Source organism: Niabella insulisoli (genome assembly GCF_039652435.2).
In the GTDB taxonomy this organism is placed as follows: Bacteria; Bacteroidota; Bacteroidia; order Chitinophagales; family Chitinophagaceae; genus Niabella; species Niabella insulamsoli.
In genome coordinates this window covers 936,769-949,416 of the sequence record NZ_CP190246.1, presented here as the reverse complement: position 1 = coordinate 949,416, position 12,648 = coordinate 936,769, and the positions used below count along the sequence as shown (strand labels likewise).

The window sequence follows — 12,648 nt, the reverse complement described above, 5'->3', positions numbered from 1 at the left end:
CTTTTCTTTTGTCAAAAACTTGTTTTAGCTTAGAATAATTATTAACTACTAAAACATGCACTATGACGGAACCAACATCTTCAAACTATGTAAATCAGGAAGAATCAAACCTTTTTCAATCGCAGCCTGTGGTTGTTTATGGCAGTTTTTGGGAGCGGTTTGGAGCGCTGATTATTGATGGTATTGCACTTTACCTGGTTCAGTATGTGCTACAGATGATATTTGGAACGCCCTCTCCGGAAGAAGTAGCAGCGCTGGCGCAAAATGAAGGTTTTGGGGCAGTTATGAGTGTCAGCTATTTTAACACAGCCAGTCTGCTGTCGAACCTTATTACGCTACTTTATTTTAGCTTTATGCATTCCAGTTCCTGGCAGGCCACCCTGGGCAAAAGGGCGCTTGGCTTAAAAGTAACGAATATGGAAGGCGGGCGCATATCCTTCCTCAACGCATTGGGAAGATATTTTGCAACAATTCTTTCCGCACTTATTATTTTTATCGGCTACCTGATGATGTTGTGGGATGATAAAAAGCAAACGCTGCATGATAAGCTGGCGGGCACATTGGTTGTAAAAGGGAAATAAATCCCGCTCCAACCAAAAAAAAACATTTATTCCTAAAAAAATAAATACAAAAGCCGGCTGCATGATCAGCCGGCTTTACTACCTTCTATATAATTTTTTGATTTTAATTTACACCTCCTTCGCGCCTTCTACCAACACCGTCACATTATTATTCAACACTTCCACAAATCCTCCCTGGATATTATAGTAAGTAGCGGGGCCAGTCAGGCTGCTTTGCAATACCTTTAATTTGCCCTCGCCCAACGCCGCAATCATCGGCGCGTGCTTGTCAAGCACTTCAAACGAACCGGTAACGCCTGGCATTTGAACACCATATGCGTCGCCACTATATACGCTCCCTTCAGGTGTAAAAATATTGAGTGTCATTAGTATTTAGAAATTAAGATTTTAGTATAAAGACTAACTTTGTTCGTTACTATCCGTCTGAAGAATACTACGCTGTAGCCAACAATTTCTTACCTTTTTCAATCGCATCGTCGATCGTACCCACAAGGTTAAACGCCGCTTCCGGATACTCGTCAACTTCTCCGTCCATGATCATGTTGAACCCGCGAATCGTTTCATCGATTGGCACCAACACTCCTTTCAACCCGGTAAAGGCTTCTGCCACGTGGAAAGGCTGCGACAGGAAACGCTGTACTTTACGTGCACGGGATACGGTCATCTTATCTTCATCGCTCAACTCGTCCATACCCAAAATGGCAATGATATCCTGCAACTCTTTATAACGTTGTAAAATTCTTTTCACTTTATTAGCACACTCATAATGCGCATCTCCAACTACCTGAGGCATCAGGATCCGGGAAGTAGAATCCAAAGGATCCACAGCGGGATAGATACCAAGGTCAGCAATCTTACGGCTTAATACGGTAGTCGCATCCAGGTGCGCAAAAGTAGTAGCCGGCGCAGGGTCAGTCAAGTCATCCGCAGGCACATAAACGGCCTGAACCGAGGTGATAGAACCGTTTTTCGTTGAGGTAATACGCTCCTGCATCAAACCCATTTCCGTAGCCAGCGTAGGCTGATAACCCACCGCTGAAGGCATACGGCCTAAAAGCGCTGACACCTCCGATCCCGCCTGGGTAAAACGGAATATATTATCTACGAAGAATAAGATATCCTTACCTTTTCCTTCTCCATCTCCGTCACGGAAATATTCCGCAATTGTCAAACCACTCAAGGCAACGCGCGCACGCGCTCCGGGCGGCTCATTCATCTGGCCAAACACGAAGGTTGCTTTCGACTCGGCCAATTCTTCTGCGTTTACTTTACTCAAATCCCATCCACCTTCTTCCATGCTGTGTTTGAAGGCTTCGCCATATTTCATAATGCCCGCCTCGATCATCTCGCGCATCAGGTCATTTCCTTCACGGGTTCTTTCTCCCACGCCTGCAAACACCGATAAACCACCGTGGCCTTTCGCAATATTATTAATCAACTCCTGAATCAATACGGTTTTACCAACACCCGCACCACCAAACAGCCCGATTTTACCACCTTTCGCATAAGGCTCAATCAGGTCGATTACCTTAATACCTGTAAACAACACTTCTGATGTAGTACTCAGGTTTTCGAATGCGGGAGGCATCGCATGAATAGGACGGCCATTTTCTTTAGAAACCGCAGGCAAGCCATCGATAGGATCGCCGGTTACATTAAATAAGCGCCCTTTAATCGCTTCGCCTGTAGGCATGGCGATCGCTTTGCCGGTATCGCGAACCTCTGTTCCGCGCACCAGGCCCTCTGTTCCGTCCATCGCAATAGTACGCACACTGTCTTCGCCCAAATGTTGTTGAACTTCCAGTACCAGCGTCTCACCATTTTCTTTAGTAAGCTCTAAAGCGTTATAAATTTCAGGAAGCGCGTCATCAAACTGTACATCGATTACCGCTCCAATAACTTGTTTGATTTTACCAACTTTTGCCATATTAATTGAGGTGTGGTTGTTTTTGTGGCTGCAAAAGTAAGGCTTCTGCGCGGATTATGACACACAGACTTTACAAATTATTCACATTTCAGGCATATTGAACAGGATGACCAGCCGCCTATTGCTAAAAGATTTGTAGCCCCGGGTTTTGTTTCCAGCGAATAACTCTATTTTTGCAACCGGCAAGCGCCTCGTTTTTTAAATACCGTAACCTATATATGAAAATTATAATACCAGTATTAATATGTTTATGCTTGGGTTTTCTGTCATCTTGCAGCATTTTTGATAAAAAAGATGAAAAACTGGCCAAAATAGAGAAGCCGGTTACCAAAGTTGACATAACAATCGACACATCCAATTCTTTTAATTCGCTTTTTATCGACAGCTTTACCGTACGGTTTATTCTGGCAAAAAATGGCCTTGACGATACGCTGACCAATCGCATCAAAAGTTTTTATAATAGCCGCAATTATCAATACGCATGGTTTTCTAAAGAAGGCCTTCCCGAGCATACCGTCTCATTTTGGAACCTGCTGAAAAATTATCTCAACTATTCCAAAGATTCTTCGGTGTATCACGAATGGTTGAATAGGAAAATGGAAACGCTGATCCGGGTGGCTTCGATCCGCCCAAAAGATGATTCAACCTATCAAAATATAGAAATTCTCCTCACAAGGTATTTATATACTTATGCCGATCACGCTTTTGAACACGATGAAACCTTCGATATTAAGTCGCTCGAATGGTATATTCCCAAGAAAAAGGTCACCCTGGAAGCGATGCTCGACAGCGCCCTGGCAAAAACCGGCCAATATGCTGACGAATATGCCCCGCACAATCCTCAATACCTCGAACTGCGCGACCAACTCTTAAAATATAAACGAATCAAAGACGAAGGCGGATGGCCGACCGTTAATAGTAAGGTGGAAGTAATGAGAAAAGGCTATAAAGACGGGGCTGTCAAAGTTTTAAAAAAGCGGTTGAAGATTGAGGGATTTATACAGGAAGAAGACAGCCTGCTGACAGATACCTACGACTCGCAACTAGCCGATGCGGTCAACGAACTGAAAAAAATGTATGGCTATAAGCCGGATGGAACCGCCGGAAGAACTTTTTTAAAAGATGTGAATGTGCCGGTGGACGAGCGTATTCAACAGATACTTATAAATATGGAACGCATGCGGTGGCTTCCCGGCAATACGAGAGATAGCGGCCGCTCCATTATGGTTAACATCCCCGAATATCGCCTACATGTTTACGAAAACGGCAAGCCCGCCTGGCAAATGGACGTGGTCGTAGGCAAAGAGGGGAATAATACGACGATATTTACGGGCCGGCTCAGCAATATTGTGTTTAGCCCGTATTGGAACGTGCCGACAAGCATTGTAAAGAACGAAATGAACGGCAAACCCAGCGCCTCTTATCTGGCGCGGCATCACATGGAAATCATTAAAGGGCGCGTCCGTCAAAAGCCGGGGCCCTGGAATTCACTCGGACTTGTCAAGTTTCTGTTTCCCAACAGCTACAACATCTACTTTCACGATTCACCGGCGAAAAGCCTGTTCAATAAAGATAAAAGGAGTTATAGCCACGGATGCATCAGGCTAAAAGAACCCGCGAAGCTGGCGGTTTATTTACTCGACGATTCGGTAAGATATAATCAAAGAAAAGTAGACAGCCTGATGCGGACCTACAAAGAAAAATATGTGCGGGTGAAAAAGCCCGTGCCGGTTTTGATCACTTATTTCACCGCCTGGGTTGATGAAAATAAGGTTCTTGATTTCCGGGAAGATATTTATGGCCACGATGCCATTATTGCCAAAAAAATGTTCCTCAACAGCGTGGGCACCAGCTATAGCCGCCAAAAAGCGCTTAAAGACAGCATTCAGCGGGTAAAAGATATAGCAAGGCAAAAAGAACTGCATAGAAAAGATTCCATAGCCCGGCTACGTAAAAAGGATTCGTTGGCAGCGGCTAAAAAGGCGGCCTCCCGGCCGATAGATTCGGTGCCTTCCCCGAAAAACCCGTCTAATTAAGCAACTATAAAATAGCCGGCAGGCTTTACATTTGTAAGATGAAACTTATCGAAGTTACCAATGAGTCGCTTGCTGCGGAGTTTATCCGCGTGAACGTACACATCAACAAAGACGACCCCAATTATATTCGCCCATTAGATAAAGATGTCTCTGAAGTTTTTAATAAAGAAAAAAATAAAACCTTTCGCTTTGGCGAGCTGGCGCGCTGGATTCTAAAAGATGACAAAGGAATCCTGATCGGGCGCATTGCCGCCTTTGTCAATAAAAAATATAAATCAAAAGGCGATGAAGGCCCGGTTGGCGGGGTTGGCTTTTTTGACTGCATCAATGATCAGGAGGCTGCCCACCTTTTGTTTGATACCGCAAAAAACTGGTTGCTGGAAAAAGGGATGACCGCAATGGATGGACCCATCAATTTTGGAGAGCGCGACACCTGGTGGGGATTGCTGGTTAAAGGATTTGAACCGCCGCTTTACCGCATGAACTACAATCAGCCTTATTACCAGGAATTATTTGAAAACTACGGGTTCCGGCCCTTTTTTAACCAGATCTGTTTTGGCCTGAACGTTGGTGACCGCATTCAGGAAAAGTTTTATGAGCGCCACCGCACGCTCTCGGCCGACGCCAATTTCTCTTCAGATAATATCAAAAAAAACAACTTAGCCAAATATGCCAAGGACTTTACCATTGTTTATAACAAAGCCTGGGCGGGCCACGGCGGCTTAAAACAACTAGATGAAAGAACCGTCCTGAAAATGTTTCAGTCGATGAAGGCTGTAATGGACGAGCGCATCAACTGGATCGCTTACTTTAAAAACGAACCGATTGGTATCTGGCTCAACCTTCCCGACCTCAACCAGTGGTTTAAGTTTCTCAACGGAAAATTTGGCCTGATCGAAAAACTAAAATTTCTGTGGTATAAAAAAACAAAGCCCTGCGACAAGTTTGTGGGCCTTGTTTTCGGTATCGTGCCCGAGTTTCAGGCAAAGGGAGTGGATGCTTACATGATTATTGAAGGCTGCCGGTTAATCCAGAACCTGACCATCAAAGAAGGACAATACCATATTGGAACGCCTATTTATAATAAATACGAAATGCAATGGATCGGCGATTTCAATCCGAAAATGATCAATGTAGCCGAATCACTGGGCACTCATCAGAGCCGGGTGTTGTGTACTTACCGGTATCTTTTCGACCGCGCGCAGCAGTTTAAAAGACATCCCATTTTGGCCTAAGAGACTTTTTGAAAAATATCTGTTAAAAGAAATCCGTCTTGGTACAGTTTTCGTATATAAGGAACTGATGTTGAATTTCCTCTATTGAAAGCCATACAAAAATATACCGAACAAGAGTTGGTTGCCCTGTTAAAGGAACGCGATGCAAATGCTTTTAGTTATTTATACGATAACTATGCGGCAGCCCTAAACAGCATTGTGCGCAGCTTTATACAGGATGATCAGTTGGCGGATTGTGTTTTACAAGACAGTTTTGTAAAAATCTGGAAACAGGCCAGTACTTTTGATAGTGTAAAAGGCCGGTTATTTACCTGGATGTCATCGATTGTAAGAAACACGGCAATCGATACCCTACGCAGTAAAGATTGGAAAAACTCCAGACAAAATGTTGAACTGGATGATCGCAATAGCGACATGGTCGCCGACAACACATTAAATATAGACGCTATCGGCCTTCGCAAATTTGTTGGAGGCCTGAAAGAGGAGTATAAAACGGTAGTGGAAATGTGTTATTTCGATGGTTTGAGTCAAAATGATATTGCGCAAACAACCGGTATGCCGTTGGGAACGGTAAAAACGAGGCTGCGCAAAGCATTGATAGAATTAAGAAGCAGGATAAAAAGATAGATGGACACAAGGGAATACATACAAAGTGGCATAATTGAAAGTTATGTATTGGGCCTGGCAGATGCACAAGAGGCAGCCGAGCTTGAACGGCTTCGCACGTTGCACCCTGAAATAGAGGCGGCTATACAAACTTTCGAGAAAGAGCTGGAGGCGGCTGCTTTCGCTAATGCCGTTCCTGTTGACAGCCATGTAAAAGCAGATCTTTTTAAAGAGCTGGAACTGGCCCCACAAGAGCAACCATCTATTCCCACCACTTTAAGGCCCGAATCAAAAACAAATAAAACTTCCTTTTTAAAATACCTGGCCGCCGCCGCAGTGCTCCTTTTTGTTGTTAGCGCCGCCATGAACGTGTATATCTATTCCCGGTATAAAACCGTGCAGCGCGAAAATGTTCAACTGGCGTTACAGCGTGATCAGCTATTTGCCGACAATAGCAAAACACAGACGAAGTTTAATGAGTTAGATGAGCGGCTTCGTTTGATTGCAGGGCCGGACATCATCAAGATACCATTGGCGGGCGTCCCTGGAAAAGAAAACAGCCAGGCGATAGTATTCTGGAATAAATCCAATAAAGACGTATACCTGCTGGCCAGCTCATTACCCAAAGCGCCGAAAGGCAAACAATACCAGCTGTGGGCCCTGATGGACGGGCAACCGATTGATGCAGGCGTACTCCAAGACTGCACTACAGTTTGCAAATTGAAGAATATCGCCAATGCTCAGGCTTTTGCCATCACCCTCGAAAATGAAGGCGGTAGCCCAACCCCCAATCTTGAGCAGTTATTCGTAATGGGAAAAATTTAATCTCCGGAAAACCGAGTTTACAAAAATTTCGTATCTCAATCATGTCATGGTTAGAGAGTGACATCAGTACATGGGGCTGCAGGTTTGGGCGGCCCCATTTTTTATATCCTCCCGTCAAAAAAAGAAATTGCAGCGCAGCCGCCAGATTTGAGCACCTCTAACACCACCAACACATTCCCGAACTGTATCTTCTATTTTCATCTGATTATTTCTCCTATTCATTTAGAAACAAAAGATTTTCAATAAAAAAATCCATTTCTAAAACTATCTCGTACATATATATGAAAGGGGCAAACGTAAAGTCTCCCCAAACCATTCTTCCAATTAAAATCAGACATCATGAAATCAGAAAACGTTACCCCTCCAACAAAAAAAAGCCTGGATAAAGAACGCTACAACCGAAGAAAATTCCTTTCTGCCCTGGGCATAGGAGCCGCCGGCGTATCGCTTTTATCTTCCTGCGAAAGAAACGATTGGTATGACCAGTTCAAAGATAATAAAGACGGCGCCACCCTGGATTTTAAAGATGATATCGGTGTATTGAATTACGCTTATGCGCTCGAGCAATTAGAAGCGGCATTTTATACGCAAGTTGCTGCCAACCCCGCCTCCGGTTTTACCGCCGCACAGAAAGCTTACTTCATGGATGTACAATATCACGAAATTGCGCACCGCGAATTTTTCAAAAAAGCACTTGGCGCTAATGCCATCGGCAGCCTTGAAGTCGATTTTTCGTCTATCAACTTTTCGGATGCTGCAAGCGTTCTTGCTGCCGCAAAAACATTTGAAGACCTTGGTGTAGCAGCTTACAACGGAGCGGGCGTACGCCTGACTACCGATGCATACCTTGTTATTGCCGGACAAATCGTTTCGGTGGAAGCTCGGCACGCAGCCTGGGTACGCGACCAAATATCGAACGGTTCATTTGCCGACCTAAACGACCTCTCGGCGCTCGGATCTAACAATTCCGGAGGGCTCGACGGGGCGCTTACGCCCGACAAAGTATTGCCGCTGGCTGCAAACTATATCAAAACAAAAATTAACGTTATCAACCTTTAACCATTAAATATTACAACTATGAATATCCTTAATATACTCGATGAGATAGAAAAAACCGATGCAGACATTTACGACAGACTAAGCCCTCGCCGAAAAGTGATGAAGGACTTTTACAATGCCGGTAAAAAAATATCACTGGCAGCTTTGCCCTTGGCGTTGAGTTCTATGTTTACAAAAGCCTACGGCCAAAGTTCGACAACCGCGGTCAACGACGTGTTGAACTTCGCACTCACATTAGAATACCTGGAATATCACTTCTACAATCACGCGCTTTTAGGAACGGACGTGACTTTTGATTTCCCTTCTACTGCCGCAAGAAATGCGATTACCACTATTCGTGATCACGAAAAAGCCCACGTAGATTTACTGGCCGGCGCTTTAGGTTCGGCAGCACGCCCTGCCCTGGCTTATACCAATTTTGATTTCAGAGCAGGTGGAACTTATAATGCCGACAACAGCTACGCCTCTGGCGGTACTTTTGCCGATGTTTACACTAACTATCAAACATTTCTGAAAGTAGCGACCGCCTTTGAAGATACCGGAGTAAGAGCTTATAAAGGACAGGCGCCGGTTTTAAAAGGTAATGCAGTGTTAACTACGGCTTTGCAGATTCACTCAGTAGAAGCGCGCCACGCATCACACCTTCGCCAAATGACCGCAGCAGCACTTGGTGTCGGATTGAAACCGTGGATTACGTATAGCGCCAACGGTAATGATACCGGCGTAGCGCCTGCGAATCCGGTTTATGCGGGAGAACAGAATACGATGCAGGCTGGTGTTGAAATCACAAATATTGCGCCCGGCGTAACTCAGGCTGCAGCAGCAGAAAGCTTTGATGAGTTTCTTACCAAAGCTCAGGTGGTAACCATTGCAAACCTGTTCCTGAAACCGGCCTTTAGATTATAACTTTTAATCCGTACTTTATTTAAACGACACAAAATGAAAAAACTAATATTGGCCTTTGCTTTCTTTAGCATGGCTACAATCAGCACCTATGCTACGAGCATATGGAGCCCCACACCGATCTTTTTAAAAATTGAAGGAGATTGGATGAAATCAAAAACGCAAACATGGCCCGGCATGTTTGAGGGCAAAACCTACTGGTATAAGCTCGATAAAATGGCTAAATTATGGTGGAGCGCGGATGGCAAAAAATGGGCTGCGGTGGAAAGTGGAAGCTGGATGGACAAAGATGGAAAATGGCTAAAGATTCATGAAGGCAAATTGGTGTGGAGTGCAGATGGAGATTCATGGAGTGAAGTGCCTGAGTGGAAGTGGGAAGGCAGCGACGGCAAATGGTATAAGTTTGACAACAGCTGGAAATTATGGGTTAATAAATAAAATTCAGTAAAAACTAAAAAGCCTGCGATAAAAAACGCAGGCTTTTTAATTTTTAGAATGTTTGCGGTTTGCGCATTCAAAAGTGAAAAATTTATCTGCTACAATCGGCATTCCATGTGTTGCCATCTTTGATATAAAGCATATCTAAATTTCCCGCATCAATCCTGATGTAATTTACGCCAGCCTCGCCTCCTACATTAAACAATATATTGTCGCCTTGTTTTTCAAATTGCACATTATTAATGTCGGGGATTCCGTTCGAAAATTTAAAACTATAAGTAGTTCCTGAAGCTACTTTCACCACCGTAACAGAACCGTTGGTGTTGGCAACGTCATCGCCATCGCCGTTGTAAGAAATTTGGCCATTATAGGTTCCTACAAAAAAATCATTGTCTGTTGGATCATCATCTTTACTGCACGCGCTGAACACGAACGTGACAAACATTGCTACACCTAAAATTTTTAAAAAAGATTTCATAGAGATTGGATTTTGATTAAAAAAAATATATTCGTCCAAGTCATTGCAAACGCCATACCAAAGGAATTTAATGCCCGTCTACCGACTCCCTTCAATTAGAAAATTTTAACATTAGTTGTAAAGGATTTCCGGCCAATTCCCTGACGATCACGGGTTCTACTATTGCGCATTGTTGCGTTTTTCAGCGTTACTACGTTTACAACAGAAAAGTAAGCCAAGATGAAATTTTTTGCATTCCTCTCCATAGTTTTTTTGCTGGGTTGCCAAAAGCAGCCGTCGACCGAAATCGCTGACATTGCAGGTGAAATGACTGTTATCAGAGATTGCACCGGCACTTATCTGCGTCACAATAACCTCGATTACTGGATCTGCAACCAGGAAAAACTCGAAAATTTCGAAACCAACACTACCTTAACGGCTTCCATCAAAAAGTCAGTCAATTGCAAAATTGACGGGATGACCTGCTATCTCTATCATAAAAACGAGGGGGTGTTTAAGGTTTTAACAGTAAAAAAATAGCAATTTTCCACATCCTGCAGAGAGGCAACAATTCGTGTGGCAATTATGTTACATTTGTCGGCAGGAGATCATCATGGATAAGTTTATTGTTTCGGCGAGAAAATACAGGCCCCAGAATTTTGATAGCGTGGTGGGGCAGCAACACATTACGACCACTTTAAGAAATGCGATCAAACAGAACCAACTGGCGCATGCTTTTCTTTTTTGTGGCCCGCGCGGTGTGGGCAAAACAACCTGCGCCCGGATCCTGGCGAAAACCATCAATTGCGAAAATCAAACAGCCGATGGTGAAGCCTGTAATGAATGTCAATCCTGCGTCTCATTCAATCGCGGAAGCTCGCTCAATATCCACGAGCTCGATGCGGCGAGTAATAACTCGGTTGATGATATACGAACACTGGTAGATCAGGTGAGATTCGCCCCTCAGGCTGGCAAATACAAAGTCTACATTATCGATGAGGTGCACATGCTCAGCTCCGCCGCCTTCAACGCATTTTTAAAAACGTTGGAAGAGCCGCCACCTTACGCCATTTTTATTTTAGCCACTACGGAAAAACATAAAATTCTTCCGACCATTTTAAGCAGATGCCAAATCTTCGATTTTAAAAGGATTACAACCAACGACACCGTTGAACATCTGGAAGATATCTGCAAAAAAGAAGGCGTTCATACCGATAAAGCTTCATTACACCTGATCGCTCAAAAAAGCGAAGGATGTATGCGCGATGCCTTGAGCATCATGGACAAGATTGTTAGTTTCAGCAATGGCGAAATAAGCTATGACAACACACTCGAGCATCTCAATATACTGGACGAAGATTATTATTTCCGCCTGATGACATTCATGCAGGAACAAGATCTCACCGGCGCTATGCTTTTATATGAAGATATTAACCGAAAAGGTTTTGAGGGCGATCTGGTTTTAAACGGCATGGCTTCATTTATAAGAAACCTGTTGGTAAGCAAGGATGAAAAAGTAGTGGCTTTGTTGGATACTGTTGAAAGTTTTAAAGAAAAATATGTTCAAACAGCGAAACAAGTTCCCACGCCGCTTCTGATCAGCGCCTTAAACATTCTCAGCGAAGCAGAAATAGGTTACCGCTCCGCCCGCAACAAAAGGCTGCATGTAGAACTCTGCCTGATTAAACTTTGCTATTTGCAACAGGCCATGCAGGTGTCGCTGAATGAAAATTCGGTATCAAAAAAAAAACTAACTGAGTCAACGGGCGCGGTAGCGTTCAGACAAATACAACCCGTGGCGGCAAAAACGGCTGCTGCAGCGCCTAAGACCAAAGTACCCGCGTCACCAGCGGCCAAACTTATGATAGACGAAGCGCCTGCCGCGCCGCCGCAAAAAAAAGCAGCACCCGCAGCAAGCATGCCAGCGCCGCCGCCTCCGCCCACAGGCAAAAAGATCAACAGCCTGGAAAAACTCAGAAAACAGTTTAAAGAAATTGCCCCGGAAAAAGAAGATATACCGCTCGAAGAAACAGCGGTGTTGAAGGCCTGGGAAAAATTTACACAGCAGCTACGCGACAACCGAAATCCAGCCGCTCAAAGTTTTGCCCTGGCAACCGTAAAAATTGTCGATACCAACTCATTTTACGTCTACACTTCGAATCCGCTGGAAAACCGTTTTGTCGAGATTACTAAAAACGACGCCGCCGAATTTTTGAAAGAAGAATTACAGAATTCGCAGCTTCAGATTTTTAACGTCATTAACCCCAACCAGCAGGTGCAGCAGGAAGCAATCGAAAAGCCGCTCACCATCGTCGATCAGTACAAAAAAATGATTGAGAAATATCCGCTAGTACATCAATTTAAAGAAAAATTAAAGCTGGAGCTTGGGAGGTGATGGCGGATATGCTGCTACGATCTGACCCACTGCAAGTTATATTTAAACTGCCGAAAACTGTGTTGGATTAGATCAGTGCACACAAATTTGGCGGCAATCATTCTGACAAAACCTCCCCGAAGCAATTCCACTTTTTTACTTCACAACTTTCCATATAATTCACTAATTTCGGGCGAAATATTTTAG

The 12,648-nt window shown here is 44.1% G+C and carries 13 protein-coding genes; 10 read left to right on the top strand and 3 right to left on the bottom strand.

What is annotated here, in order from left to right:
* Positions 1-62: 62 nt before the first annotated feature.
* The gene (locus ABDK00_RS04115) at positions 63-581 is read left to right on the top strand and encodes an RDD family protein (protein ID WP_346238242.1); all 519 of its coding nucleotides are present in this window, start codon (positions 63-65) and stop codon (positions 579-581) included.
* Between the two features lie 108 nt (positions 582-689).
* Here ABDK00_RS04115 and ABDK00_RS04110 read toward each other — a convergent pair whose 3' ends face one another.
* On the bottom strand, positions 690-947 hold the full coding sequence (locus ABDK00_RS04110; protein ID WP_346238241.1) for a F0F1 ATP synthase subunit epsilon: 258 nt from the start codon (positions 945-947) through the stop codon (positions 690-692).
* A 67-nt stretch (positions 948-1,014) separates the two neighbouring features.
* On the bottom strand, positions 1,015-2,508 hold the full coding sequence (gene atpD / locus ABDK00_RS04105; RefSeq protein WP_346238240.1) for a F0F1 ATP synthase subunit beta: 1,494 nt from the start codon (positions 2,506-2,508) through the stop codon (positions 1,015-1,017).
* A 254-nt stretch (positions 2,509-2,762) separates the two neighbouring features.
* Between atpD and ABDK00_RS04100 the strand changes: the two genes are divergently transcribed.
* From ABDK00_RS04100 to ABDK00_RS04070, 7 genes are all read left to right on the top strand, one after another.
* Positions 2,763-4,544, top strand: coding sequence for a L,D-transpeptidase family protein (locus ABDK00_RS04100; protein ID WP_346238239.1), 1,782 nt, complete (start codon positions 2,763-2,765; stop codon positions 4,542-4,544).
* A gap of 38 nt (positions 4,545-4,582) precedes the next feature.
* Positions 4,583-5,779 carry a hypothetical protein gene (locus ABDK00_RS04095; protein ID WP_346238238.1) on the top strand — a complete coding sequence of 399 codons (1,197 nt, stop codon included), beginning with the start codon at positions 4,583-4,585 and terminating at the stop codon, positions 5,777-5,779.
* Between the two features lie 84 nt (positions 5,780-5,863).
* On the top strand, positions 5,864-6,406 hold the full coding sequence (locus ABDK00_RS04090) for an RNA polymerase sigma factor (RefSeq protein ID WP_346238237.1): 543 nt from the start codon (positions 5,864-5,866) through the stop codon (positions 6,404-6,406).
* Positions 6,407-7,210, top strand: coding sequence for an anti-sigma factor (locus ABDK00_RS04085; RefSeq protein WP_346238236.1), 804 nt, complete (start codon positions 6,407-6,409; stop codon positions 7,208-7,210). It begins immediately after the preceding gene.
* Between the two features lie 339 nt (positions 7,211-7,549).
* The gene (locus ABDK00_RS04080; RefSeq protein ID WP_346238235.1) at positions 7,550-8,269 is read left to right on the top strand and encodes a ferritin-like domain-containing protein; all 720 of its coding nucleotides are present in this window, start codon (positions 7,550-7,552) and stop codon (positions 8,267-8,269) included.
* Positions 8,270-8,287: 18 nt separating this feature from the next.
* Complete coding sequence (locus tag ABDK00_RS04075) at positions 8,288-9,175, top strand: ferritin-like domain-containing protein (RefSeq protein WP_346238234.1); 888 nt, start codon at positions 8,288-8,290, stop codon at positions 9,173-9,175.
* Between the two features lie 33 nt (positions 9,176-9,208).
* Complete coding sequence (locus tag ABDK00_RS04070) at positions 9,209-9,610, top strand: hypothetical protein (protein WP_346238233.1); 402 nt, start codon at positions 9,209-9,211, stop codon at positions 9,608-9,610.
* 91 nt (positions 9,611-9,701) lie between these two features.
* Here the strand turns inward: ABDK00_RS04070 and ABDK00_RS04065 are convergent, their stop codons facing one another.
* Positions 9,702-10,088: a hypothetical protein gene (locus ABDK00_RS04065; RefSeq protein ID WP_346238232.1), complete on the bottom strand. Its 387-nt coding sequence runs from the start codon at positions 10,086-10,088 to the stop codon at positions 9,702-9,704.
* A 219-nt stretch (positions 10,089-10,307) separates the two neighbouring features.
* Between ABDK00_RS04065 and ABDK00_RS04060 the strand changes: the two genes are divergently transcribed.
* Together ABDK00_RS04060 and dnaX are read left to right on the top strand one after the other, a co-directional pair.
* Positions 10,308-10,607, top strand: coding sequence for a hypothetical protein (locus ABDK00_RS04060; protein ID WP_346238231.1), 300 nt, complete (start codon positions 10,308-10,310; stop codon positions 10,605-10,607).
* A 73-nt stretch (positions 10,608-10,680) separates the two neighbouring features.
* Entirely contained in the window at positions 10,681-12,462 is a 1,782-nt protein-coding gene (dnaX, locus tag ABDK00_RS04055) for a DNA polymerase III subunit gamma/tau (RefSeq protein WP_346238230.1), read from the top strand.
* Positions 12,463-12,648: the final 186 nt, after the last annotated feature.

Coding starts and splice junctions, on each gene's coding strand:
- ABDK00_RS04110 (WP_346238241.1), bottom strand. CDS start 947: ATGACACTCAATATTTTTACACCTGAAGGGAGCGTATATAGTGGCGAC.
- ABDK00_RS04115 (WP_346238242.1), top strand. CDS start 63: ATGACGGAACCAACATCTTCAAACTATGTAAATCAGGAAGAATCAAAC.
- ABDK00_RS04095 (WP_346238238.1), top strand. CDS start 4,583: ATGAAACTTATCGAAGTTACCAATGAGTCGCTTGCTGCGGAGTTTATC.
- ABDK00_RS04080 (WP_346238235.1), top strand. CDS start 7,550: ATGAAATCAGAAAACGTTACCCCTCCAACAAAAAAAAGCCTGGATAAA.
- ABDK00_RS04070 (WP_346238233.1), top strand. CDS start 9,209: ATGAAAAAACTAATATTGGCCTTTGCTTTCTTTAGCATGGCTACAATC.
- ABDK00_RS04065 (WP_346238232.1), bottom strand. CDS start 10,088: ATGAAATCTTTTTTAAAAATTTTAGGTGTAGCAATGTTTGTCACGTTC.
- ABDK00_RS04060 (WP_346238231.1), top strand. CDS start 10,308: ATGAAATTTTTTGCATTCCTCTCCATAGTTTTTTTGCTGGGTTGCCAA.
- dnaX (WP_346238230.1), top strand. CDS start 10,681: ATGGATAAGTTTATTGTTTCGGCGAGAAAATACAGGCCCCAGAATTTT.
- atpD (WP_346238240.1), bottom strand. CDS start 2,508: ATGGCAAAAGTTGGTAAAATCAAACAAGTTATTGGAGCGGTAATCGAT.
- ABDK00_RS04085 (WP_346238236.1), top strand. CDS start 6,407: ATGGACACAAGGGAATACATACAAAGTGGCATAATTGAAAGTTATGTA.
- ABDK00_RS04075 (WP_346238234.1), top strand. CDS start 8,288: ATGAATATCCTTAATATACTCGATGAGATAGAAAAAACCGATGCAGAC.